Origin of the sequence: Paraburkholderia solitsugae (genome assembly GCF_013177695.1) — a bacterium.
Lineage (GTDB): Bacteria > Pseudomonadota > Gammaproteobacteria > Burkholderiales > Burkholderiaceae > Paraburkholderia > Paraburkholderia solitsugae.
In genome coordinates, this window is the sequence record NZ_WOEY01000063.1 from 14,690 (window position 1) to 37,874 (window position 23,185).

Genomic DNA, 23,185 nt, shown 5'->3' on the forward strand with positions numbered 1-23,185 from the left:
ATCTGTGGCAATCATGAAAAAGCTTCGCTTGGCAACGCTTGCGGCCGGTCTTGCCGCTGCGGCGTCTTTCCTGTCGGTTGCGCCGGTTCAGGCGCAGGCGCTGTCGCCCGGCAATAACGGCCAGACGGTCGATACCATTGCCGCGGTGGTCAACAACGGTGTCATCACGCGGCGCGAGCTCGACGAGCGCATCGGCCTGATCACCCACCGGTTGAACCAGCAGAACGCGCCGGTCCCGCCGATGGACCAGTTGCGCCAGCAGGTGCTCAACCAGATGGTGCTGGAACGCATCCAGTTGCAGAAGGCGAAAGAAGACGGCATCAACATCGACGAAGCCACCGTGCAAAAGACGCTCGAGCGGCTCGCGCAGGCGAACAACATGTCGCTCGACATGTATCGCTCGCGTATCGAGGCGCAAGGCGTGCCCTGGACCACCTTCACGAACGACGCACGCACCGAGCTCACGCTCTCGCGTCTGCGTGAGAAGGAAGTGGACAGCAAGGTCACGGTGTCGGACGCCGAGGTCGCGAACTACATCGCCAGCCAGCGCGGCCCGAACGCCGGCCTGACGAGCGATCTGCACCTTCAGCATATCTTCGTCAAGGCGCCGTTGAACGCCTCGGAAACCGACATCGAAACCGCGCAGAAAAAGGCTCAGGCCCTGCTGACCGAAGCCAAGGGCGGCGCCAACTTCGAAAAGCTGGCGAAATCGGATTCGCAAGCACCGGATGCGTCGAAGGGCGGCGATACGGGTTTCCTGCCGACGTCCAAGCTGCCGCCTGAGTTCGTCAAGGCCGCTTCGACGCTGCGCCCGGGCGAGGTCAATCCGGATCTGATCCGCACCAACGATGGCTTCGAAATCGTGCGCCTCGTCGATCGTCGCGCCGGCCAGGGCACCAGCTCCGACGCACCGAAGCTCGTGCAAACGCACGTTCGCCACATTCTGCTGCGCGTCGGCGACGGCATGTCCGAGCCGCAAGCGCGTCAGAAGCTGCTCGAAATCAAGAACGAGATCGCCGCGGGCGGCGACTTCTCGAAGTTCGCCCACACGTACTCGCAAGACGGTTCGGCGTCGCAAGGCGGCGACCTCGGCTGGATCAGCCCGGGCGAGACGGTGCCGGAATTCGAGCGCGCCATGAACAGCCTGCAGGACGGTCAGATCAGCGACCCGGTGCGCAGTGAGTACGGCTATCACCTGATTCAGGTGCTGGGCCGCCGCGAATCGGAAGGCTCGGTTTCGCAGCAGATGGATCTGGCGCGTCAGGCGATCGGTCAGCGCAAGGCGGAACAGGCCTACGCGGACTGGCTGCGTGAATTGCGCGATACGGCCTACGTCGAAGTGAAACCTGTCCAGGCAAGCCTGCAATAATCATCATGACCACCGCCGCGCAGTCCACCAGCCTTCCGTTGCAGATCGCGATCACGACCGGCGAGCCTGCCGGCGTTGGCCCCGAGTTGACCGCGCAGGCGCTGGCGGGTGCGGCGGCGCATTGGCCGGGTGCACAGTTCACCGTGCTGGGCGATGCGGATTTGCTGGCTGAACGCGCGCGTGCGGTGGGCGTCGATTGGGCTCTGCTGGTGGCGGGCGGCAAGCGCGTGCGGGTGCAGCATCGGGCGCTCGGCGCGCCCTCGCTGGCCGGCAAGCTGGACGCCGCCAACGGCCGCTACGTGCTCGATCTGCTCGACAGCGCGATCGACGGCGCTGTGGCCGGCACGTTCGACGCGATCGTGACCGCGCCGCTGCAAAAAAGCACCATCAACGATGCCGGTGTGCCGTTCACCGGCCACACGGAATATCTGGCCGAGCGCACGCACACGCCGCGCGTGGTGATGATGCTGGCGGGCACCGGCAAGCGTCCGTTGCGTGTCGCGCTCGCTACCACGCATCTGCCGCTCAAAGACGTCTCCGCCGCGCTGACGATCGAAGGTATCGTCGAGACGCTGCGCATCGTCGATCACGATCTGCGCCACCACTTTGGTTTGCCCGCCCCGCGTATCCTCGTGACGGGTTTGAACCCGCATGCGGGCGAAAACGGTTATCTGGGCCGCGAGGAAATCGAGGTGATTTCTCCGGCACTGAAGCTCGCGAACGAGCAAGGCATCGACGCACCGGGCCCCTATCCGGCGGACACCTTGTTCCAGCCGCGTTATCTGGAACAGGCCGACTGCGTGCTGGCGATGTTCCACGATCAGGGTCTGCCGGTGTTGAAGTACGCAACATTCGGCGAAGGCATCAACATCACGCTCGGCTTGCCGATCATCCGCACCTCGGTTGATCACGGCACCGCGCTCGATCTGGCCGGCACCGGCCGTGCTGATGCGGGCAGTCTGATCGCCGCCATCGATACGGCGGTTTCGATGGCGCAGCACCGCCGCGGGGGCTGATCCGGCAGTCGCGCAGAGCGGGGCCGTACGCGCTTGCTTGCCGTTTGCCGTTTGCGCGTTCGTTGCGTGTGTTCCTGGTTGGTTCGCGGGTTGTTCCCGGCTAGTTCCCGGGTTGTTCCTATTCTCAAGCAGTTTTCTTAAAGCGTTTCTTCGATGTCCACCAGCAGACAGCAACCGGGCCGGCACCAGGGCCATATCGCGCGCAAGCGTTTCGGGCAGAATTTCCTGGTCGATATGGGCGTGATCGATTCGATCGTCGACGTGATCCGGCCGCAGCGCGGCGAGCGCATGGTCGAGATCGGGCCGGGGCTCGGCGCGCTCACTGGACCGCTGATTGAGCGTCTGGCGACGCCCGAAGCGCCGTTGCACGCCGTCGAGCTGGATCGCGATCTGATCGGCCGCCTCAAGACAAAATTCGGCAACCTGCTCGAGCTGCATGCGGGCGATGCACTTGCGTTCGACTTCGGCACACTGGCAGCGCCTGGTGAGAAGGCGTCGCTGCGCATTGTCGGCAACCTGCCGTACAACATTTCGAGCCCGTTGTTGTTTCATCTGACCGCGTTCGCGGATCGCGTGATCGATCAGCATTTCATGCTGCAAAACGAAGTGGTCGACCGCATGGTGGCGGAGCCGGGCACCAAGGCGTTCAGCCGCCTCTCGGTGATGCTGCAGTACCGCTACGTGATCGACAAGCAACTCGACGTGCCGCCCGAAGCATTCCAGCCGCCACCGAAGGTCGATTCGGCGATCGTGCGGATGATCCCGTACGAACTGCATGAACTGCCGGCCGTGGACGAGCGCGTGCTCGGCGAAGTGGTGACGGCGGCCTTCTCGCAGCGGCGCAAGATGCTGCGTAACACTTTGGCTGCGTTTCGTGACGCGGTGGATTTCGACGCGCTAGGCTTCGATCTGCAACGCCGCGCCGAAGATGTGCCGGTGGCCGAATATGTGCGTGTGGCGCAGATCGTAGCGGCTTCGCCGTCGCGTGGCGCCACGGCCGCGGACACTGAGACTGACGACGCCTGAGCGGCGTTGCACGGTCCTGAAAGAAGCGCGCTGCGTCCTGCAGCGCGCGTGAAACACCCCACTTCTTAAGCAGCAACCCGCTTCACCGGCGCATTGACCAGAGCAATGCCGATCAGTACCAGCGCCGCGGCCATCAGGAAGCGCAGGTTGAACGACTCGCCGAGCAACAGCACGCCGAAGGTCACGCCGAACAACGGCGTCAGGAACGAGAACACCGACAGGCGCGACGCGATGTAACGCGTCAACAGCCAGAACCACACCAGATAGCTGACGAACGCCACGATCACCGCCTGATACGCGAGGCTCATCACGGTCAGCGGCGTGATGGTTTCGACGTGTGCCTGACCGAGCCACAGCGCGAGCGCGAGCAGCACCACCGCCGACACTGTCAATTGATAGAACAGCGTCTTGCTGGCGCTCGAATGGGCGAGGCGCGTGGCGCGCACCACCACGGTGGTCGCAGCCCACGCGATGCCTGCCAGCACGCCGAGCGCGTCACCGGCGACGCCCTTCAGGGTCGAGCCCTGCGTCGCATGGCCGTGAAGGAAGCCGTCGGCGAACGCCAGCGCCATACCCGCAAACGCCGCCAGGATGCCGAGCCACTGAGTGCGCCGTATCCGCTCTCCGGCGACGAACCAGTGCAGCCCGAGCGCTGTAAAGCACGGTGCGGTGTACAGAAAGACCGCCATACGCGAGGCGCTGGTCAGCGTCAGGCCGAGAAAAATGCACACGAATTCCCCGGCGAACAGCACGCCGGCGAGCAAACCCGCGCCTAACGTGCCGTCGTCACGAAAGAGCGGGGTGCCGCGCGAGCGCGCCCAACCCCAGACCAACACAGCCGCGATTGCCGAGCGCAAACCTGCCTGGAATATCGGCGGCAGTGCCGCGTTGGTGCTCTTGATCGCGACTTGCTGAAATCCCCAGATCGCGCACAAGCCGATCATAAGCAGGATGGCGAAGCTATCTAGGGCGCGGCGCGTGGGCAGGGCGGTGGTGCTCATGGGTTTTGTGGAGTGCCGATCATAAGTCATACGATATCAAAACCATCCGCCCCGAAATGCGATGACCCCACCGCCTACGCGTGCTTCTTACAAGCTGCAAGCACTTCGATGACATAACAACACTTACTTCAGTCTATTTCCTTGCTGCCCAGGTTTCGCGCTAAGGTTCACCCACACGCATTTCGTCAGCTCATTCAAACAACCTGCATGGGCTGTCATGCAAGGTTCCGATGCGGACCCTGCATCGTACCTGGCGATTTACGCGGTCTCAGATGAGCAGCGTGCCGGCACTTTGTATCAGGCGTGGCGGTGTCGAAATATCCGCGCAAAGCGGGAACCTGTACGAGGAGACGATATGAAGAATGCATGCAGGTGGGCCATGGCAGTCGTGCCCACGGCGTTGGCGTGCCACATGGCACATGCCCAATCGAGCGTGACGCTCTACGGTGTCATCGACGAAAGCGTGCACTATCTGACCCACGCAAACCAGGCCGGCGATTCGTCGATCGGGCTCGGCAACGGTGGCATGACGGAGAGCCGCTGGGGGATCAGGGGCGTCGAGGATCTGGGCGGTGGCTGGTCGACGTTCTTCAAGCTCGAAAACCGTTTCTACATGAATAGCGGCCAAAGCGATCCCACCTTGCCGTTCTTCAATGAAGCGCAAGTGGGCGTGCGCTCGGATTCCTATGGCCAGGTGATCTTCGGCCGTCAGTACAACGCGATGATCGAGGGCGTGACCATCGGCGGCTACGGCAGCAATCTCTGGATTCCGTACGATTTCAGCTTTCAGCCGGAAGTGACGATGACGGGCGGCATCTGGACCAGCAACCAGGTGCAGTACCAGGCGAAATATAACGGTTTCCATCTTGCCGCCGGTTACGCATTCGGCGGCAACGCGGGCAATTCGTACGGCAGCCAGGTCGGCGTGGCGCTCGCTTATGCAGCGGGTGCCCCGTTCACCTTCGGCGGCGCGTATCAGGAGTCGAAAGATTCGGTCAACGGCGCAGCGGCGAAGGCGTGGACCTTTGGTGGGTCGTACACGTGGAACCTGACCCGGTTCTCCGTCGGCTATATCGTCAATCAGAATGACGCCGGCTTTTCGAATTTTGCCAACGGGCCGTTCACCGCGCCCGCATTGGCTGCGCTCAAGTACACGGATTTTTCGCGGCGCCGCATGATCATGGGGGGCATCACGCAGCAGGTCGGCACCGCGTGGCACTTCGCCGCGAATGTCTGGCGCACGCTGCAGGACGGCAAGACCGCCGCACAGGACGGCTCGGCATGGCAGTATCAACTGGTCGCCGACTACAACCTGTCGAGGCGCACCGACGTCTATCTGGAAGGCGATTACTCGCTGTACCGGGGCGACCTGATCGGCGCACAGTTGCAGGGCGTCAACGGTGTCGGGCTTGCGCAGAAGGGTAGCCAGATCGGCCTGATGGCCGGTGTGCGCCATCAGTTCTGAGCACTTACCCACTCCAGCGCGCGCCCAGATTGCCCTCTACCGTGCTGCGGTGCTCGCCGTTCACGTTCGTGGTGTGGCTCGCGGTGGCGAAAGCGGCCGCGCGTCTCACTCAGGTGTGCCTTCCATGCGCTGCTTCGACCGTTGTGGATCGATCAACGCGAAACCCGCCGCACCGACGACCAGCAGCAACACGCCGGTTATCCCGAAGCCGATCTCATAGCGACGCGCGTCGCCTGCCACGCCGAGCAGCTTGCCCATCGCCACGGGGCCGATCAGTCCGGCGGTGGTGACGAGCGAGTTGGTGATCGCGAGCAGCGCCCCGCGCCGCGCCAGTGGCGCGACTTCGGCGACCAGCATCGGGCCGAAGGTGAAAGTCTGAATCGCCAACGCGCTGGCGAGCCCCATCAATGCGATCTTGACGAACGGCGGCGCACCGAACAACAGTGAGCAGTACGCCAACCCGCTCACCACGCAGACCGCACTGATCAGTTTGCCGCGCGCCACCTTCGACGGCACGCCGCGCTTGAGCATTCGATGCGAAACCATGGCGAGCGCGATGCCGAGCGGGATCTGCGCCGCGACTTGCAGCGCGAACAACCAACCGGCCCGGGTCGCGTCAAAGCCGAGACCGAGCCGGAAATACGCGGGTACCCAGGTGAAACCGATCGCGACCACCGCATAGCCGACAAAGCACTGCAGCATCACGCCGACGACGGTGCGGTCGCTGAGCATGCGCCGAAAGCACAATGGCGCAGCACGCGGGCCGGCCGCCGCGGCGGCAAACCCGGGTGATGCGTTGTGCTGACGATTGCCCGTCTTGCCCAGGCACAGCCACAAAACAGTCCAGCCGATGCCGACCGCGCCGAGCGTGAGAAACGTCGCGTGCCAGTGCCACTGTTGCGAGATATAGGTGAGCAAGGGTCCGGCGATGATAACGCCCGCGGTCGCCCCTTGCAGAACGATTGTGGTGGGCAGATTGCGCTCGTGGTCGTCGAACCAGGTGTAGACCACATGCAGCGCGAGTGGCGCGGCCGGCCCTTCGCCCGCACCCAGCAGGACGCGGCATAGCAACAACACGGCAAAGCTGGTCGGCGAGGCGAGCGGCAACTGCGCTACCGCCCAGATCAGCGCGAGTGCGGCGAGCAGCCATTTCATATTGACGCGGTCGGCAATCAGGCCGACGGCGATGCCCGAAATCGAGAACAACACAAAAAACGCACTGCCGACGAGGCCGAACTGACCGTGCGTCAACTGCATGTCATTCATCATGGGTATCGCGACCAGACCGATCACGGCCTTGTCGGCGAAGTTGATCAGCATGAACAGGAACAGCGAGGCGACAATCACCCAGCGGCGGCCCTGCGCGGATTCGCGTGCGTTGGCGGGGTGAGCCGGCGTGGCGTCGGCGGCGAGCGCCGTGCAGCGTTTCGTGCTGCTGAGGATGGTGGGCAAAGCGTGTCTCCAATTCTCGCGCGGGGCGCTGGGTTTTCGCCCATTTGAGGTGGTATAAACGAATTGTTCAAGTGCATTCTCGTTATCGGGAGCTTGCAAGCTATGCATGAGGTCAATTCCCGCCGCCTTACCCATCTTATCGCGCTCGCGGAGGAAGGCAGTTTTGCGCGCGCGGCCGAGCGGGTTCATCTGAGCCAGCCGGCGTTGAGCCGCAGCATTCAGGCGCTCGAAGAGGAGGTCGGCATGAAACTGTTCGACCGCGCGGCACGCGGCGTCGCGATGACGGCGGCCGGGCGGCTGCTGGTCGAGCGCGCCCGGCGCGTGCTGTTCGAAACGCGCTGCCTGTTTCGCGACGTCGAACTGCTGAAGGCACACGAACTCGGCGAGTTGCGCATCGGCCTCGGACCCTACGCGGCGGTCGTGCTGCTGCCAGACCTGCTGGTGGAGTTCGCGCGGCGCTTTCCGAAGATTAAAGTGTCGATCGAACTCGGCGAAGGCGATGGGCTGCTCGCCAAACTGCGTGCCGAACAGATCGACTTTCTGGTCACTGACCGGCGTGTGCCGCCCGTGACGCCGGATGTCACGTTGCAGCGTCTGCCGCGTCACGAGGGTGGCTGGTTCGCGCGGCCGGACCATCCCCTGTTTGCACACGACACGGTGCCGCTCGCGGCGTTGCGCGAGTTCCCGCTGGTGTCGGTGACTTTGCCCGCGTTCATGAAGGACGCCCTGCATCGTTTGCTCAAGTACCGCGCGCACGAGCAGATTCCGTTGCAGATCGAATGCAACGACGTGGCGGTGCTGAAAGACGTCGTGGCGCAGACCGATGCCGTGCTGTTCTCCACGGCGTCCGCGGTGCGGCGCGATCTGGAGATGCGGCGGCTGGCGCGCATTCCGCTCATCAATCCGCCGCGTCTCGCGCTTGAATTTGCGCTGGTGTATCTGGCTGAGCGCACACCTTCGCCCGCCGCGCATTCCGCGTTGGGACTCGCCGAACGGGTGATGGAGGACGCCAACCGTGCCGCGCGGGGCTTGCTGCATCCCGACGCACTGGTGACGTGAGTGGGCCGCTGAATGGTCGCCTGGGCGATCGCATGACTGGCCCCCGTGATTACCCTGGATGCGGTTGACACAGCGATCTCAATCGTAGACGATCCGGAATCCAGATTCCGGTTCGCCGTGAATTTCCATTTTCTCAGCGCAGCGAACTTAGGCCGAACTCCGTATGACGACTTCACCACGCGGCCGCGAAGCGCAGGCCAGCAGCATCGCGGCGCCGCTTCAGACGCGCAGCCAGCAGGGTCTCGTTCGCATGTTGCAAGCCGGGCGCGAGCTGATCGAAACGAGCGGCAATCTCGACGATCTGTCGATCAACGATATCGTCGAGCGTGCGGGTACGTCGATCGGCGCGTTTTATCGGCGCTTCGACAATAAGGACAGCTTCTTCGAAGTTGTCCAGGACGCGGCGATGGAAGAGGGGCTCGAGTACGTGCGCGAGACCGTCGAGCGTGATCCGGCCTGGCGTTCGAACGATGCGGGCACGCTTGCCGATGCGGTCATTTCGTTTTATGTCGCGACGTTCCGGCGCAATCGCGGGCTGTATCACGCGTCGTTGCTGCGGGCGTCGCAGCGCAAAGAGAGCTGGGACGCTGTGAAATCGACTAATCACGAGGTTCTGGCGATGGTCGTGCCGCGTCTCGTCAGCGCGTTGGCACAGTCGCGCGGCATCAAGACCGATGACAACGCGACGCAGTCGCTCGAATTCGAAGTACGCGCCACCTTGCAAATGATCCTCGGCATGCTGGTCAACAGCGTGCTGAACGACCCGGGTCCTTTGTCGCTCTCCAGCCGGCAACTGCGGTCATGGCTGCAAGTTCGTTTGCGACGCTGCCTCGGTTTGCCGGAGGGCTGATTTTTTTACTTATAAATCGGAATCAGAATTCTTATTCCATTAATAGAAAACCGATCCAGATGCAGCGCGATTCCTGCTACGCGCAGCCGAATATTCAAGGAGAGACCGCATGAGCTCATGTTGCCCCGAACTAGTTCGCAATCCCGCCTTCGACGCGCCGCATATCGGCGAACCGCTCGATGTCGCGTTCGACGCCGGCGTGAATCTCGCCTTCGCCATTGCCGCGCCGACCGTGCCGCCGCGCCTGACCGAACACTCGCGGCGCATGGCGCAGCGCATCTATCGCGTCGCCGAGCGCGTGTATTGCGCGGTCGGTTACGCGATCGCGAACATCATCTTCGTGGTCGGCGACGACGGCATCGTGGTGATTGACGCGACCGAGGCGGTGTCCGCAGCGAAACGCATCTATGAGGACTTCTGTGCGATCGATCCGCGGCACGCAGGGCTGCCGGTCAAGGCCGTGGTCTACACGCACAACCATACGGACCACACTGGCGGCGTGCGGGCTTTCGTCGACGAGGCCGCGCTCGAGGCGGGCAGCGTCGAGATCATCGCGCACCGCTCGTTGATGGACACCGTGATCAACAACGCGAACCTCGTCGCACCGATTCTCTCCACGCGTTCGGCGTACAGCTTCGGCACGCTGCTGCCGGCCGGCGCGACCGGCAAGGTCAACGCGGGCATCGGACCGGTGCTGATCGCCGAGCCGGCGAGCTTCTTCGCACCGACCCGCGTGTTCGACGACAAGCTCGGCATCGTGCTGGCGGGCGTGCGTTTCGAGTTCCGCTATGCGCCATCGGAGGCTGACGACGAAATCGTCATGTGGCTGCCCGAGCTTGGCGTGCTGCTGTCGGCGGAAGTGATCCAGGGCGAGTGTCTGGCGAACGTGCATACGTTGCGCGGCACGCGTTACCGCGATCCGGTACGCTGGTATCAGACCATCGACATGATGCGCGGCTTCAACGCGGCCCATATGGTGCCGGCGCATGGTCGGCCGGTATCGGGCGCGCAGTATGTCGCCGAGGTGCTGTGCGTGTATCGCGACGCCATCCAGTTCATCCACGACCAGACCATCCGTCACATGAACTTCGGTCTGAGCCCGGACGAACTCGCCGAGGCCATTCCCGCGCTGCCGCCGCATCTCGCAGAGCATGCCTGGCTCGGTGAGTACTACGGTACGGTCAAGCATTCAGTACGACAGGTTTATAGCGGTCAACTCGGCTGGTTCGATGGCGATCCGGCGTCGTTCGATCCGCTGCCGCGCGCTGAACGTTCGGCGCGCATGGTCAAGATGATGGGCGGCGTGGAAGCGGTGCGCGCCGCAGCACGCGTGGCGTTGGACGAGTCGGACTGGCGCTGGGCCGCGGAGCTGGCCACGCTGCTGGTGCGCCTCGATAAAACCAACGCCGACGCGCGCAACCTCAAAGCGACTGCGTTGCGCGAACTGGGCTACCGCACGGTGAACACCAACTGGCGCAACTGGTATCTGAGCGCGGCGCGCGAACTCGAACACGCCTACGACGAACTACCGTTTGCGGGCAGCTCGAGTCTTGCCTCGGTGGACGTGTTGCGCGCCCAACCGTTGCGCAATGTGTTCCAGCGCTTCAGCGTGAACGTCGATCCGGAACGTTGCGCCAACGTGCAGATGACGCTCGCATTCCGCGTGACGGATCGCAATGAAACGCATGCGCTCGAACTACGGCGTGGCGTGTTGCAGATTCACGAGCGCATACCTTCGGCGGTCGGCCTTCAACTCGCGCTTGATACCAGCACCTTGTACGGCATGCTGCGCGACATGGCGACGCAGTTGCCGAAGTGCCTCGAGAGCGGCACAGTCGTGCTGGAGCGTGGCACGGCCGAGCAGTTGCGCAGCTTCTTCAATTGCTTCGACCAGCCCGCGCGGCGTATGCCTGCGCTGACTACGCGATAGAAGCGGAGCGGCTCGCATCGGCGCGCCGGCGCTGTGGCACGTCGTGCATCGGCGCATCGCGATGCGAAACCCAAGGAGGAGACATGGAAAAAATCTGGTTGAAGTCCTATCCGCCGGGCGTGCCGGCGGAGGTCGACACTACGCAGTTCAGCTCCCTTGGCGACTTGCTGGAGCAGAGTTTTGAGACGCACGCGGCAGAGCGCGCGTTCGTCTGCATGGGCCGCGAGTTGACTTACGGCGAGCTCGATACGAAGTCGCGCCACCTTGCGGCGTGGTTTCAATGGCTAGGCCTTGCGCGTGGGGCGCGCATTGCCGTGATGTTGCCGAATGTGCTGCAGTATCCGGTGGCCATGGCGGCCATCCTGCGTGCCGGTTACGTAGTGGTGAACGTCAATCCGCTGTACACGCCGCGTGAACTGGAGCATCAACTGAACGACAGCGGCGCGGAAGCGATCGTGCTGCTCGAACCGTTCGCGAAGACGCTCGAGGCCGTGCAAGCGAATACGTCGATCAGGCATGTCGTGCTGACCTCGATCGGCGAGATGCTCGGTGCGGGTAGTCCTGAGGTTGCGGACAATGTGCCGCCAACTTCGCGTATTGCACTGAACGATGCCATCGCCCGTGGTTCGGACGCGGGCTTCACGCCTGTCACGCTCACGCAAGGTGATGTGGCGGTGCTGCAATACACCGGTGGCACCACCGGCGTCTCGAAGGGCGCCACCTTGCTGCACGGAAATCTGATCGCCAACGTTCTGCAATCGGAGTTGTGGCGCGAGCCGGTCTATCGCGGGCGTACCGACATCAAGCAGTTCATCGCGGTCGTCGCGCTGCCGCTGTATCACATCTTCGGGCTGACGGTCTGCGGCCTGCTGACGATGCGTTGCGGCGGCATGGGCATCCTGATTCCGAATCCGCGCGATCTGCCGGGGCTGATCAAAGCCTTGCAAGGCTACGCGATCAACTCGTTCCCGGGTGTGAACACCATGTTCAACGCGCTGCTGAACGAACCCGACCTCAAAACGCTCGACTTCTCCAGGCTGGTGCAATCGAACGGCGGCGGCATGGCGGTGCAGCAGGCCGTCGCGCAACGCTGGCAGGCGCTGACCGGCGTGCCAATCGTCGAAGGTTATGGGCTCTCGGAAACCTCGCCGTGCGCCACAACCAATCTGCCGACGTCCACCGCGTTCACCGGAACGGTCGGCTTGCCGCTGCCGTCCACGGATATTTCGATTCGCGACGACGCCGGCCACGAGGTGCCTCTCGGCGAATGCGGCGAAATCTGCATTCGTGGGCCGCAGGTGATGGCCGGCTACTGGAACCGTCCTGATGAAACCGCGAAGGTGATGACGCCGGACGGCTTTTTCAAATCCGGCGACATCGGCGTGATGACGGAAGAGGGCTTCGTGAAGATCGTCGACCGCAAGAAGGACATGATTCTGGTGTCGGGCTTCAACGTCTATCCGAACGAAATCGAGGGTGTGGTGGCAAAGCATCCGGGCGTGTTTGAGGTCGTGGCGGTCGGCGTGCCGGACGCGGAGGCGGGCGAGGTCGTGAAGCTCTACGTGGTGAAGAAAGATCCGGCGCTCACCGACGCGGATATTTTTTCGTTCTGCAAGGGGCAACTGACGGGTTACAAGCGCCCCAAGATCATCGAATTCCGCAGCGAGCTGCCGAAGACCAACGTCGGCAAGATTCTGCGGCGCGCATTGCGCGACGAGGTGAAGAGCGCGGGCTGAAAACGGGCGTGCCATGCGGCTCGCCGAGTGTGGCACGCTCTGCAGCTTGGCGTAATTCCGGGTACATTGTCGTTCTCGACATCACGCACTAGGGAGTACACGATGCGCCTGCTTCATACCATGCTCCGGGTCGGCGACCTGGACCGTTCGATTGCCTTCTACACAGACCTGCTCGGTATGAAATTGCTGCGCCGGAATGACTATCCGGACGGCAAGTTCACGCTTGCTTTCGTGGGCTATGAAGACGAACGCGACGGCACCGTACTTGAACTCACGCACAACTGGGACACGCCGTCGTATGACCTCGGCACCGGCTTCGGGCACCTCGCGGTCGAAGTCGAAGACGCTTACGCGGCATGCGACAAGATCAAGGCCCAGGGAGGCAAGGTCGTGCGCGAGGCCGGTCCGATGAAACACGGTACTACCGTGATCGCCTTCGTCGAAGATCCGGACGGCTACAAGATCGAGTTCATCCAGAAGAAAAAGTGACGTAAGCGGCGGGGCGAGGACAGGCAATGAATCACAGCAATCCCTACTTCAAAGAACTTGGCGACATCCACGTCGAAATCCAGGCTTTGTTCGACGGTTCCGCGGATCACGGCGCGCTGGATCGCATCATGGCGCGCTTCGCGCCGCAATTCACGCTGGTCATGCCGTCCGGTCTCGCTCTGGACTTCGCGGGCCTGCGGGAGATTTTCGCGAAGCTGAACGGCGCGCGCCCCGGCTCGCGGATCACGATCCGCGATATGGAGATCGTGTCCGAGTATCCATCGGGCGCAGTGGTGAAATATCGTGAGTATCAGCGCGACAGCGCGGGCAATGCGAACGTGCGGCGCTCGACGGCGGTGATGGACCTCGACGCGCACGGCAAAGTGACGTGGCGTCACCTGCAGGAAACCTTCTGTACGGACTGAGTTGCGGGCTTCAGAGGGCCGGCGCTTCGCGTTGAGGCGCCGGTTTCAAGGCTTCATAGCCGAAAGACCGAAGTCTTGAAGGGCCGAAGAAGGCCCGAAGGCTTTAAAGCGTCGGCAGCAATTCCGGCGGATGCGACTTCAACGTCTGCCGCGCTTCGCGGAATTCCGGAAAAATCGACTCGACTGTCTGCCAGAAACGCGGACTGTGATTCATCTCGCGCAGATGCGCGAGCTCGTGCGCGACGACGTAATCGATGATCGACAGCGGGAAGTGAATCAGCCGCCAGTTCAGTCGAATTTTGCCGTCGCTTGAACAGCTGCCCCAACGCGTGGCCGCAGAAGATAGTGCATAGGCGCGATAGTTGACACCCAGCTTCTCCGCGTAGATCGCGAGGCGCTCGCCGAACAGGCGTTTTGCTTCGCCTTGCAGCCAGCCTTGCACACGATCCTTGATCTGCTGCGGGTCCGCTTGCAATGGCAGCGGCACTTGCAGCGCGGCTTCATCCGCGTTGAACGCGAGCGTGCCTTGCGGCGAGCCGAGCTTCACGCGCACCGGCTGGCCGAGATACGGCACTTCCGCACCATCTTTCCAGTCAACCTTGGGCAACGCACGCTGTTCGACACGCGTTTGCCATTCGATCAGCTTCGTAAAAATCCAGCGCTGCTTTTCGGTGATGGCGGTTTCGATATCCGCGAGCGTGACCCAACGTGGTGCGGTGATCATCAAGCCGGTGCTGTCGATCGCAAAGCCGATCGAGCGGCGTGCCGAGCGCTTGAGCACGTAATGCAGCGTGCGCGAACCGATGGTGAGGCTGCGCAGCTTGCTGCCGTCCGGTGCGAGCGGCACGGCCGGCTGCTGCCCGCTCTGCGAGCCGGTCGTTGGTGCGGACGGTGACGGGGACGACGACGTCGACCCCGGCTCGGCAAAGAGCGGGAGATCGAGCTGCCGGTTATCGAGCGCCGCAGCGGGCTGCGACGTAGGAGACTTCTGCATCAGATTCGGCTTCGCGCAAATGCGCCTTCGAGGGCGCGGGCGCGTCAGATTGGTGCGGCGGCGGAAGTGCTTTCCGCCGCGCGGTACGCGGTAGGATCGATGCGACGCATCTCAGCTTCGATCCACTTTTCGACGCGCGTGTTCACTTCATCGGGCGTGAGCCCCGTCGTGTCGATCGGCTTGCCGATCGACACTGTGACTATACCCGCATATTTGAGAAACGAGTTGCGCGGCCACACACGTCCGGCGTTGTGCGCGATCGGCACGACGGGCGCGCCGGTGGCAATGGCAAAACGCGCACCGCCTGTTTTGTACTTGCCTTGCTTGCCGGTCGGCGTACGCGTTCCTTCCGGAAACATGATCACCCAGGCCCCTTCCGCCATGCGTTGCTTGCCTTGTTTGATGACCGATTCGAACGCGTACTTACCTTCCTTGCGATCGATGTGAACCATCTTCAGCATGCCCAATGCCCAGCCGAAGAACGGCACGTACAGCAGTTCGCGCTTGAACACGTAGCACAGCGGCCGTGGCATCAGCGCCGGAAACGCCAGCGTTTCCCATGCCGATTGATGCTTGGACAGCAGTACGGCCGGACCATCGGGCAGGTTCTCATAGCCCTCGATGTTGTAGCGGATGCCGTTCAGCCAGCGCACCGTGTGGAGCGTGGCGCGGCACCAGCCGGCCGCCATCCAGTAGCGATTGTCGGCTCGCATGAACGGAAACGCGATGAAGCACGCGGTTGCGTACGGCACCGTGAAGAGCACGAAGTAGATCAGCAGCAGCAAAGAACGAATGAAGCGCATCGGCGTGGTCAGTGAGGGTGGGAGACGCGCGTGGTGCGCGTCACTCGTGATGAGCGTCGGCAAGGAAGTCGAGTGCGAACGCGCGCAGGTCGTCGTGCACACGCGTGCCCTCTGGCAGGCCGCCGGCTGCGAGCGTCTTGCGGCCCTTGCCGGTCAGCACCAGATGCGTCGGATGGCCGAGCGACGCGCCCGCTTGCAGGTCGCGCATCGCGTCGCCGACCACCGGCGTATGGTGCGGATCGACTTCGAAACGTTCGGCGATCATCTTCAGCATGCCGGGCTTCGGTTTGCGGCATTCGCATTGATCCTGCGCCGTGTGCGGGCAGAAAAACACGGCGTCGATGCGCCCGCCGACCGCCGCCGCCATGCGATGCATTTTCAGATGCATCGCATTGAGCGCGTTCATGTCGAAGAGACCGCGGCCGATGCCCGACTGGTTGGTCGCGATTGCCACGCGATAACCCGCCTGGTTCAGCCGCGCGATCGCTTCGAGCGAACCGGGCAGGGCAACCCATTCGTCCGGCGACTTGATGAACGCGTCGGAATCGACGTTGATCACGCCGTCGCGGTCGAGAATCACCACCTTTTTGGTTGGCATGGCGCGGGGCTCAGGCGGCGAGTCGGGAAATGTCGGCGACGCAATTCATCTGCTGATGCAGTGCGCCGAGCAAAGCCAGACGGTTGGCGCGCAACGCCGGATCTTCGGCGTTGACCATCACGTCGTTGAAGAACGTGTCGACCGGTTCGCGCAACGCGGCGAGCGCGGTCAGCGCGCCCGTGTAGTCGCGTGCGGCGAGTTGCGATTGCACGCGCGGCGCGACCTGTTCGAGCTGCGCATGCAAGGCTTGTTCCGCCGCTTCGGTCAGTAGCGTGATCTGCACGCCACCGTTCGTGGCGCTTTCCGACTTCTTCAGGATGTTCGAAATGCGCTTGTTGGCCGCCGCGAGCGAGGCCGCTTCCGGCAACGCCGCGAATTCGCGCACTGCATCGAGGCGCGCGACGATGTCGTCGAGGCGCGTCGGTTCCAGTGCCAACACCGCGTCGATTTCACCCGGCGCATAGCCGCGCTCGCGCAGCAGACCGCGCAGGCGGTCCATGCTGAATTCGTAGATCGCCTGAGTCGAGTCAGCGACGCCCGCTACTGCGGCGAATTGCGCGTAAGCAGTACGCAACAGTTCGATCAGATCGACCGGCAGTTGCTTCTCGACCAGAATCCGCAGCACGCCGAGCGCATGGCGGCGCAGCGCGAACGGGTCTTTCTCGCCGGTCGGTTGCAGACCGATGCCCCAGATGCCGACCAGCGTTTCGAGCTTGTCGGCGAGAGCGACGACGGTGCCGGTTGCCGTGGTCGGCAACGCATCTCCGGAGAAACGCGGCTGATAGTGTTCCGAGCATGCCAGCGCGACTTCTTCCGGCTCGCCGTCGTGGCGCGCGTAGTACGTGCCCATCGTGCCTTGCAGCTCGGGGAATTCGCCGACCATGTCGGTGATCAGGTCGGCCTTGGCGAGGCGCGCGGCGCGCTTCGCGAGCGCGACATCTGTGCCGATCAGCGAGGCAATTGCACCGGCCAGCGCCTCGACGCGCTCGACGCGTTGTAGAGCCGAACCCAGCTTGTTGTGATACACGACGTTCGCGAGCAGCGGCACGCGGTCGGCGAGCGGTTTCTTCTTGTCCTGCTCGAAGAAGAACTTCGCATCAGCCAGACGCGGACGCACCACGCGCTCGTTGCCTTCGACGATATCGCCCGGCGTCTTCGTTTCGATGTTGGACACGATCAGGAAGCGCGAGCGCAGCTTGCCGTTCGCATCCGTCAACGCGAAGTATTTCTGGTTCGTCTGCATCGTTAGGATCAGGCATTCTTGCGGCACTTGCAGGAATTCGTCCTCGAAACGGCAGGCGTAGACCACCGGCCATTCGACCAGCGAATTCACTTCATCCAGCAGCGCTTCCGGCATGACGACTTGGTCGTCGTCGGCTTGCGCGAGCAGATGCGTGCGGATGGTTTCCTTGCGGTCGGCGAAATTTGCGACCACGTGGCCCTTGTGCATCAGCGTATCGGCGTACGAATCCGCGTGCTGGATCTGCACGAGGCCTTCGGACAGGAAGCGGTGGCCGAGCGTGGTGTCGTCGGCATCGACGCCCAATGCCGTGACCGGCACGACCTGTTCGCCGTGCAACGTGGTCAGACGATGCGCCGGACGCACGAACTGCACACTGGTGCCGTCCGGGCGCTGATACGTCATCGGCTTCGGAATCGGCAACTTGGCGATCGTTTCGTCGAGCGCGCTTTGCAGGCCTTCGGCGAGCGTGGCGCCCGGCGCGGCGTAGCGCAGGAAGAAGGCTTCGGCCTTACCGTCCTGCGCCCGTTCCAGGTCGTTCACCGAAAAATCGGGGAAGCCGAGCGCGGCCAGTTTCTTGGCGAGCGGCGCGGTGGGCTGGCCGTCTTTATCGAGCGCGACGGAAACCGGCAGCACTTTTTCGCGCACATGTTTTTCCGGCGCGACTGAACGCACGTTCTTGATCGTGACGGCGAGGCGGCGCGGTGTGGCGTAACGTTCGAACGACAGTTCGCCTTCGACCAGGTCGCGCGCCGCGAGGCGCTGCGCAATGCCTTCGGCGAAGGCGTCGCCGAGACGCGCGAGCGCTTTCGGCGGCAGTTCTTCGGTCAGCAGCTCGACGAGCAGGGTAGCTTGATGGGGTTGAGTCATTTCTTGATGTTCTCGTCAGTCCTGGTCGATCTTGCGTTCGATTTTCAGCGGCGGTGCCCATGCGGGCATGGCTGCATCCTGTTCGTCGGTCGTCAGGCCGGGCACGCCGTGCACCGGATTGCCGAGCATCGGGAAACCGAGCTTCTCGCGCGAGTCGTAGTAAGCCTGTGCGACCAGACGCGACAGCGCGCGAATCCGGCCGATGTAGGCTGCACGTTCCGTGACGGAGATCGCCCCGCGGGCGTCGAGCAGGTTGAACGTGTGGCCGGCCTTCAGCACCAGTTCATAAGCGGGCAGCGCGATCTGCGCTTCGATCATGCGCTTCGCTTCCGCTTCGTAGCTGTTGAAGAACGTGAACAGCAGATCGACGTTCGCATGCTCGAAGTTGTAGGTCGACTGTTCGACTTCGTTCTGGTGGTACACGTCGCCGTACGTCAGGCGGCGCAGTTCCGGGCCGTTCGGGCCTTGCTCTTCCCACTCGGTCCAGACGAGGTCGTAGACGTTCTCGACCTTCTGCAGATACATGGCCAGACGTTCGAGGCCGTAGGTGATTTCGCCGAGCACCGGCTTGCAGTCTAGACCGCCGACTTGCTGGAAGTAGGTGAACTGGGTCACTTCCATGCCGTTCAGCCACACTTCCCAGCCAAGGCCCCAGGCGCCGAGCGTGGGGTTTTCCCAGTCGTCTTCGACGAAACGCACGTCGTTCTGCTTCAGATCGAAGCCAAGTGCTTCCAGCGAGCCGAGGTACAGGTCGAGGATGTTTTCTGGCGCCGGCTTCAGCACGACCTGGTACTGGTAGTAATGCTGCAGGCGGTTCGGGTTCTCGCCGTACCGGCCGTCTTTGGGGCGGCGCGACGGCTGCACATAGGCTGCTCGCCACGGTTCCGGACCGATCGCGCGCAGGAAAGTATGGACGTGGGACGTGCCCGCGCCGACTTCCATGTCGATCGGCTGGAGCAACGCGCAACCCTGCTTATCCCAGTAGGACTGCAGTGTCAGGATGATTTGCTGAAACGTGAGCATGAAGTGCCTTTCGGGCATAGGGCCGCGCCGCAAACGCCGGAGCGCGCGAGCTGGCCGTGGAGCGAAGTGCTAAACCGTAGATTTTAACGGAAAGGGAGGGGGGTGTCCGTTTTACGGGGTCGGACGGGGACCGAAGTGTTCTCCAAACGAAAAAAGGCCGCTTCAGGCGGCCGATTGTCGTTCTTCTTCTCGAGACGCGTCCCGTCCGCTAACTGCTCAATCTCATCAACGCATGCGTGGCGGAATCTGTCACCTCGACAAACCCATCAATCTCCATCTCCAACTCCCGCGGTAGCGCGAGCATATTGCACGACACCACGCGGCCGTAGATATTCTCCTCGCGTTCAAAGAAGTTGCCCGGGTTGAACAAAGGCGGCAAATGCCACCACAACCGGTACTCCTTCGACCACAACCACTCAATCAACGCCTAGAACTGGTCGAGCCGGTCGTTCTCCACATAAATCACAGGCCGCGAGCGGGCAATCGTTTCCTTCGCCCCTAGCAGCGCGTTCAACTCGAACCCTTCCACGTCGAGCTTCAGCAGCCCCACGGTATGCGAGCGCAGCACGTCGTCCAGCCGCACGCACGGAACCGGGAGCGTGTCCGCCGCGGCCTCCGTCTGCATCGACACGCCACCGAAGTTGCCCGGCGCGTCATAGTCCGGCTGCGCAAAATGCAGCGTCCCCGCAGTTGCCCCGCACGCATACGGCCAGGCCAGTACGTTACGCACACCATTGGCCGCGAGATTCGCACAGAGGTTCTGAAAGATCACCGGCTGAGGCTCAAACGCTACGAGCACCTGACGACGCGCCTGTGCCTCACGCGCCAGCATGATCGTATGCACACCGATATTCGCGCCGACTTCCACGACGATGCCAGGTTGCACAAGCAACTGTCGCAACACGGCGGATTCGAGCTCGCTGCATTCACCGTACTCGATGAGTGCGCGGCCGAGATAGAAGTCGTTTGGATTGGTGAGCATCCAGCCATGGCGGGTCTGGACGAGTTGCGTGTGCTCGCTGAGCGGCAGCGGAGCAGGAGGGGGAGTAACCATGGACATTGAGCGTGGAAAAAGACCACGCAAATGTACGGTTCGCCGCTGTCCTTGTATATAAGACGGGCTCTTAAGGATTCTTATTTTTCTGCAAGAACTCGCCGTCTAAATCTAAGACTTAGGCGGCGATCGGCTCACGAGCCAATCGCCGCCACAACCGGATTACGTCGCGGCCAGTTCGACCTTCGGCGCAAACGAATCGCTTTGCGCCATAGGCCAATATTTCTCGTACAGCGTGTAGCGATAATTGCCGTTCAGCAGATCGTTCGGTTCGAGATACTTCAACAGTTCGGACATCAACCGTACCTCATGCGACGATACGCGCCGCACGATGTGATGCGCGCGCAGTTCCGCTGGATGCTTGAGCCCCGTAGCCTGAATGATTTCCTTCAGCGCATGTAGCGTGTTGTGATGGAAGTTGAACACGCGCTCGGCCTTGTCCGGCACGACCAGCGCACGTTGACGCACCGGGTCCTGCGTTGCGACGCCCGTCGGGCAGCGGCCGGTGTGGCAGGTCTGCGCCTGAATGCAACCGACGGCGAACATGAAGCCACGCGCCGCGTTGACCCAGTCCGCACCGATCGCCAGCGTCTTCGTGATGTCGAACGCGGTAATCATCTTGCCGCTTGCGCCGATGCGGACGCGCTGACGCAAGCCGATACCGACTAGCGTGTTATGCACCAGCAGCAGGCCTTCCTGCAACGGCACGCCGACGTGATCGGTGAACTCCAGCGGCGCTGCGCCCGTGCCGCCCTCCGCACCGTCGACCACAATGAAGTCCGGCAAAATCCCCGTCTCCAGCATCGCCTTCGCAATGCCGAAGAATTCCCACGGATGCCCGATGCACAGCTTGAACCCGGTCGGCTTGCCGCCGGACAGCGTGCGCAAACGGTCGACGAATTCGAGCAGGCCGCGCGGCGACGAGAATTCGGAGTGGGTGGCGGGCGAGATGCAATCGCGGCCCATCGGCACGCCGCGCGTCTCCGCAATCTCGGGCGTGATCTTCGCCGCCGGCAGCACGCCGCCGTGACCGGGCTTCGCGCCCTGCGAGAGCTTCACCTCGATCATCTTCACTTGCGGCTCGGCGGCCTGCTTCGCGAACTTCTCCGCGCTGAAGGTGCCGTCGTCGTTACGGCAGCCGAAGTAACCCGAAGCGATTTCCCAGATGATGTCGCCGCCATGCTCGCGGTGGTATTTCGACATCGAACCTTCGCCCGTGTCGTGCGCGAAGTTGCCTTTCTTCGCGCCGAGGTTCAACGCCATGATCGCGTTCGCCGACAGCGAGCCGAAGCTCATCGCGGAGACGTTGAAGATCGACATCGAATAAGGCTGCGCGCGGTCCGGACCGACGACGATACGGAAGTCGTGGTTGTCGACTTTGGTCGGCGCGAGCGAGTGGCTGATCCACTCGTGCGCGACAGCTTTGACGTCGAGTTCAGTGCCATACGGGCGGCTATCCACGTCGTTCTTCGCGCGCTGATAGACGATGCTGCGTTGCGCGCGCGAGAACGGTTTCTCGTCGGTATCGTCCTCGACGAAATACTGGCGAATTTCCGGGCGGATGAATTCGAACAGGAAACGGAAGTGGCCCCACAGCGGATAGTTGCGCAGAATCGCGTGGTGTTCCTGGTTCAGGTCGAAGAGGCCGAGCGCGACGAGCGCCACCGGTACGATGATCCAGAACCACGAAATGTGATGCGTCGCGGCCAGCACCGCACAGAGGGCGAGCAGAGCAACTGCGCACCACATCGCCAGATAACGTCGAGAAAACATCGCTGATCGGTCTTGCGGCTGTCTGTATCGCGTATGCGGTGGTGTCGGAACCGTCGGCCTTCGGCCTCGTCGATCCGGACAATCCGATTCCGGGCTTCCTGCCGTACGGCAATCGCGTCGAGCTGTTCATCGGCACGTTCGTCGGCGCGATTACGTTCTCCGGGTCGGTGATCGCGTTCGGCAAGCTGTCGGGCAAGTACAAGTTCCGGCTGTTCCAGGGCGCACCGGTGGTCTATGCAGGGCAGCACCTGATCAACCTGCTGCTTGCGCTCGCGATGCTCGGCTTCGGCGTGATCTTCTTCCTCACGCAATCGTGGTTGCCGTTCGTCATCATGACGCTGATCGCTTTCGTGCTCGGTGTGCTGATCATTATTCCGATCGGCGGCGCGGATATGCCGGTGGTCGTGTCGATGCTCAACTCGTATTCGGGCTGGGCGGCCGCGGGCATCGGCTTCTCGCTGAACAATCCGATGCTGATCATCGCGGGCTCGCTGGTGGGTTCGTCAGGTGCGATCCTGTCGTACATCATGTGCCGTGCGATGAACCGCTCGTTCTTCAACGTGATTCTCGGCGGCTTCGGTAACGAGGCGGGCGCAGCGGCGGCAGGTGGGTCGGCTGAGCAGCGTCCGGTGAAATCGGGTTCGGCCGACGATGCGTCGTTCATGCTTGGCAATGCTGAAACCGTGGTGATCGTGCCGGGTTACGGTCTTGCCGTGGCACGTGCACAGCATGCGTTGAAGGAGCTGACCGACAAGCTGGTCGAGAAGGGCATCGAGGTGAAGTACGCGATTCACCCGGTGGCCGGACGGATGCCGGGTCACATGAACGTGCTGCTCGCCGAAGCCGAAGTGCCGTACGACATGGTCTACGAAATGGACGACATCAACGGCGAGTTCGGTCAGGTCGACGTGGTGCTGGTGCTCGGCGCGAACGACGTGGTGAATCCGGCGGCCAAGAACGATCCGAAGTCACCGATCGCGGGCATGCCGATCATCGAGGCGTACAAGGCGCG

General features: G+C 62.8%; 20 protein-coding genes and 1 pseudogene. 11 read left to right on the plus strand and 10 right to left on the minus strand.

Going from position 1 to position 23,185, the window contains the following annotated elements; translation table 11 throughout:
• Positions 1–4: 4 nt before the first annotated feature.
• The 3 genes from GNZ12_RS15355 to rsmA all read left to right on the plus strand — a co-directional run bounded on the left by GNZ12_RS15355 (position 5) and on the right by rsmA (position 3,411).
• A complete protein-coding gene (locus GNZ12_RS15355) occupies positions 5–1,369 on the plus strand; it encodes a peptidylprolyl isomerase (RefSeq protein ID WP_172311160.1) in 1,365 nt (454 codons plus the stop codon).
• A gap of 5 nt (positions 1,370–1,374) precedes the next feature.
• Positions 1,375–2,385, plus strand: coding sequence for a 4-hydroxythreonine-4-phosphate dehydrogenase PdxA (gene pdxA / locus GNZ12_RS15360; protein WP_172311162.1), 1,011 nt, complete (start codon positions 1,375–1,377; stop codon positions 2,383–2,385).
• A 153-nt stretch (positions 2,386–2,538) separates the two neighbouring features.
• On the plus strand, positions 2,539–3,411 hold the full coding sequence (gene rsmA, locus GNZ12_RS15365) for a 16S rRNA (adenine(1518)-N(6)/adenine(1519)-N(6))-dimethyltransferase RsmA (RefSeq protein ID WP_074285427.1): 873 nt from the start codon (positions 2,539–2,541) through the stop codon (positions 3,409–3,411).
• Between the two features lie 65 nt (positions 3,412–3,476).
• Here the strand turns inward: rsmA and GNZ12_RS15370 are convergent, their stop codons facing one another.
• The gene (locus GNZ12_RS15370; RefSeq protein WP_172311164.1) at positions 3,477–4,412 is read right to left on the minus strand and encodes a DMT family transporter; all 936 of its coding nucleotides are present in this window, start codon (positions 4,410–4,412) and stop codon (positions 3,477–3,479) included.
• Positions 4,413–4,767: 355 nt separating this feature from the next.
• Between GNZ12_RS15370 and GNZ12_RS15375 the strand changes: the two genes are divergently transcribed.
• Entirely contained in the window at positions 4,768–5,877 is a 1,110-nt protein-coding gene (locus GNZ12_RS15375; protein ID WP_172311166.1) for a porin, read from the plus strand.
• A 105-nt stretch (positions 5,878–5,982) separates the two neighbouring features.
• On the opposite strand, the gene GNZ12_RS15380 is transcribed toward GNZ12_RS15375, so the two are convergent.
• The gene (locus GNZ12_RS15380; protein WP_172311168.1) at positions 5,983–7,329 is read right to left on the minus strand and encodes an MFS transporter; all 1,347 of its coding nucleotides are present in this window, start codon (positions 7,327–7,329) and stop codon (positions 5,983–5,985) included.
• Positions 7,330–7,431: 102 nt separating this feature from the next.
• On the opposite strand from GNZ12_RS15380, the gene GNZ12_RS15385 reads away from it, so the two are divergent.
• From GNZ12_RS15385 to GNZ12_RS15410, 6 genes are all read left to right on the plus strand, one after another.
• A complete protein-coding gene (locus GNZ12_RS15385) occupies positions 7,432–8,388 on the plus strand; it encodes a LysR family transcriptional regulator (protein WP_172311170.1) in 957 nt (318 codons plus the stop codon).
• Between the two features lie 163 nt (positions 8,389–8,551).
• A complete protein-coding gene (locus GNZ12_RS15390; protein ID WP_172311172.1) occupies positions 8,552–9,238 on the plus strand; it encodes a TetR/AcrR family transcriptional regulator in 687 nt (228 codons plus the stop codon).
• 109 nt (positions 9,239–9,347) lie between these two features.
• The gene (locus GNZ12_RS15395) at positions 9,348–11,168 is read left to right on the plus strand and encodes an alkyl sulfatase dimerization domain-containing protein (RefSeq protein WP_172311174.1); all 1,821 of its coding nucleotides are present in this window, start codon (positions 9,348–9,350) and stop codon (positions 11,166–11,168) included.
• Positions 11,169–11,251: 83 nt separating this feature from the next.
• Positions 11,252–12,904, plus strand: a complete 1,653-nt coding sequence (locus GNZ12_RS15400) for a long-chain-fatty-acid--CoA ligase (RefSeq protein ID WP_172311176.1) — start codon at positions 11,252–11,254, stop codon at positions 12,902–12,904.
• Positions 12,905–13,006: 102 nt separating this feature from the next.
• The gene (gloA, locus tag GNZ12_RS15405; RefSeq protein WP_172311178.1) at positions 13,007–13,393 is read left to right on the plus strand and encodes a lactoylglutathione lyase; all 387 of its coding nucleotides are present in this window, start codon (positions 13,007–13,009) and stop codon (positions 13,391–13,393) included.
• 26 nt (positions 13,394–13,419) lie between these two features.
• Complete coding sequence (locus GNZ12_RS15410; protein ID WP_172311180.1) at positions 13,420–13,818, plus strand: hypothetical protein; 399 nt, start codon at positions 13,420–13,422, stop codon at positions 13,816–13,818.
• Between the two features lie 103 nt (positions 13,819–13,921).
• Here GNZ12_RS15410 and GNZ12_RS15415 read toward each other — a convergent pair whose 3' ends face one another.
• The 8 genes from GNZ12_RS15415 to GNZ12_RS15450 all read right to left on the minus strand — a co-directional run bounded on the left by GNZ12_RS15415 (position 13,922) and on the right by GNZ12_RS15450 (position 22,173).
• Entirely contained in the window at positions 13,922–14,812 is an 891-nt protein-coding gene (locus GNZ12_RS15415) for a M48 family metallopeptidase (RefSeq protein WP_172311182.1), read from the minus strand.
• A 44-nt stretch (positions 14,813–14,856) separates the two neighbouring features.
• A complete protein-coding gene (locus tag GNZ12_RS15420; RefSeq protein ID WP_172311184.1) occupies positions 14,857–15,615 on the minus strand; it encodes a lysophospholipid acyltransferase family protein in 759 nt (252 codons plus the stop codon).
• 40 nt (positions 15,616–15,655) lie between these two features.
• On the minus strand, positions 15,656–16,213 hold the full coding sequence (gene gmhB, locus GNZ12_RS15425; RefSeq protein ID WP_172311186.1) for a D-glycero-beta-D-manno-heptose 1,7-bisphosphate 7-phosphatase: 558 nt from the start codon (positions 16,211–16,213) through the stop codon (positions 15,656–15,658).
• Positions 16,214–16,223: 10 nt separating this feature from the next.
• A complete protein-coding gene (glyS, locus tag GNZ12_RS15430) occupies positions 16,224–18,323 on the minus strand; it encodes a glycine--tRNA ligase subunit beta (protein ID WP_172311188.1) in 2,100 nt (699 codons plus the stop codon).
• A 15-nt stretch (positions 18,324–18,338) separates the two neighbouring features.
• Complete coding sequence (gene glyQ, locus GNZ12_RS15435) at positions 18,339–19,346, minus strand: glycine--tRNA ligase subunit alpha (RefSeq protein WP_172311190.1); 1,008 nt, start codon at positions 19,344–19,346, stop codon at positions 18,339–18,341.
• 208 nt (positions 19,347–19,554) lie between these two features.
• Entirely contained in the window at positions 19,555–19,737 is a 183-nt protein-coding gene (locus GNZ12_RS15440; protein ID WP_172311192.1) for a hypothetical protein, read from the minus strand.
• 36 nt (positions 19,738–19,773) lie between these two features.
• The gene (locus tag GNZ12_RS15445; protein WP_172311194.1) at positions 19,774–20,400 is read right to left on the minus strand and encodes an FkbM family methyltransferase; all 627 of its coding nucleotides are present in this window, start codon (positions 20,398–20,400) and stop codon (positions 19,774–19,776) included.
• 162 nt (positions 20,401–20,562) lie between these two features.
• Entirely contained in the window at positions 20,563–22,173 is a 1,611-nt protein-coding gene (locus GNZ12_RS15450) for an FMN-binding glutamate synthase family protein (protein ID WP_172311196.1), read from the minus strand.
• Here GNZ12_RS15450 and GNZ12_RS15455 point away from each other — a divergent pair.
• A pseudogene (locus GNZ12_RS15455) lies at positions 22,173–23,185 on the plus strand (NAD(P)(+) transhydrogenase (Re/Si-specific) subunit beta); the annotation flags it as partial. The gene GNZ12_RS15450 and the pseudogene GNZ12_RS15455 overlap by 1 nt on opposite strands.

What these genes read in the sequence shown, in the direction of transcription:
- rsmA (WP_074285427.1), top strand. Translation starts at nt 2,539, where the DNA reads ATGTCCACCAGCAGACAGCAACCGGGCCGGCACCAGGGCCATATCGCG.
- glyS (WP_172311188.1), bottom strand. Translation starts at nt 18,323, where the DNA reads ATGACTCAACCCCATCAAGCTACCCTGCTCGTCGAGCTGCTGACCGAA.
- GNZ12_RS15375 (WP_172311166.1), top strand. Translation starts at nt 4,768, where the DNA reads ATGAAGAATGCATGCAGGTGGGCCATGGCAGTCGTGCCCACGGCGTTG.
- gmhB (WP_172311186.1), bottom strand. Translation starts at nt 16,213, where the DNA reads ATGCCAACCAAAAAGGTGGTGATTCTCGACCGCGACGGCGTGATCAAC.
- pdxA (WP_172311162.1), top strand. Translation starts at nt 1,375, where the DNA reads ATGACCACCGCCGCGCAGTCCACCAGCCTTCCGTTGCAGATCGCGATC.
- GNZ12_RS15385 (WP_172311170.1), top strand. Translation starts at nt 7,432, where the DNA reads ATGCATGAGGTCAATTCCCGCCGCCTTACCCATCTTATCGCGCTCGCG.
- GNZ12_RS15410 (WP_172311180.1), top strand. Translation starts at nt 13,420, where the DNA reads ATGAATCACAGCAATCCCTACTTCAAAGAACTTGGCGACATCCACGTC.
- GNZ12_RS15415 (WP_172311182.1), bottom strand. Translation starts at nt 14,812, where the DNA reads ATGCAGAAGTCTCCTACGTCGCAGCCCGCTGCGGCGCTCGATAACCGG.
- glyQ (WP_172311190.1), bottom strand. Translation starts at nt 19,346, where the DNA reads ATGCTCACGTTTCAGCAAATCATCCTGACACTGCAGTCCTACTGGGAT.
- GNZ12_RS15390 (WP_172311172.1), top strand. Translation starts at nt 8,552, where the DNA reads ATGACGACTTCACCACGCGGCCGCGAAGCGCAGGCCAGCAGCATCGCG.
- GNZ12_RS15370 (WP_172311164.1), bottom strand. Translation starts at nt 4,412, where the DNA reads ATGAGCACCACCGCCCTGCCCACGCGCCGCGCCCTAGATAGCTTCGCC.
- GNZ12_RS15450 (WP_172311196.1), bottom strand. Translation starts at nt 22,173, where the DNA reads ATGTTTTCTCGACGTTATCTGGCGATGTGGTGCGCAGTTGCTCTGCTC.
- GNZ12_RS15395 (WP_172311174.1), top strand. Translation starts at nt 9,348, where the DNA reads ATGAGCTCATGTTGCCCCGAACTAGTTCGCAATCCCGCCTTCGACGCG.
- GNZ12_RS15445 (WP_172311194.1), bottom strand. Translation starts at nt 20,400, where the DNA reads ATGGTTACTCCCCCTCCTGCTCCGCTGCCGCTCAGCGAGCACACGCAA.
- GNZ12_RS15420 (WP_172311184.1), bottom strand. Translation starts at nt 15,615, where the DNA reads ATGCGCTTCATTCGTTCTTTGCTGCTGCTGATCTACTTCGTGCTCTTC.
- GNZ12_RS15400 (WP_172311176.1), top strand. Translation starts at nt 11,252, where the DNA reads ATGGAAAAAATCTGGTTGAAGTCCTATCCGCCGGGCGTGCCGGCGGAG.
- gloA (WP_172311178.1), top strand. Translation starts at nt 13,007, where the DNA reads ATGCGCCTGCTTCATACCATGCTCCGGGTCGGCGACCTGGACCGTTCG.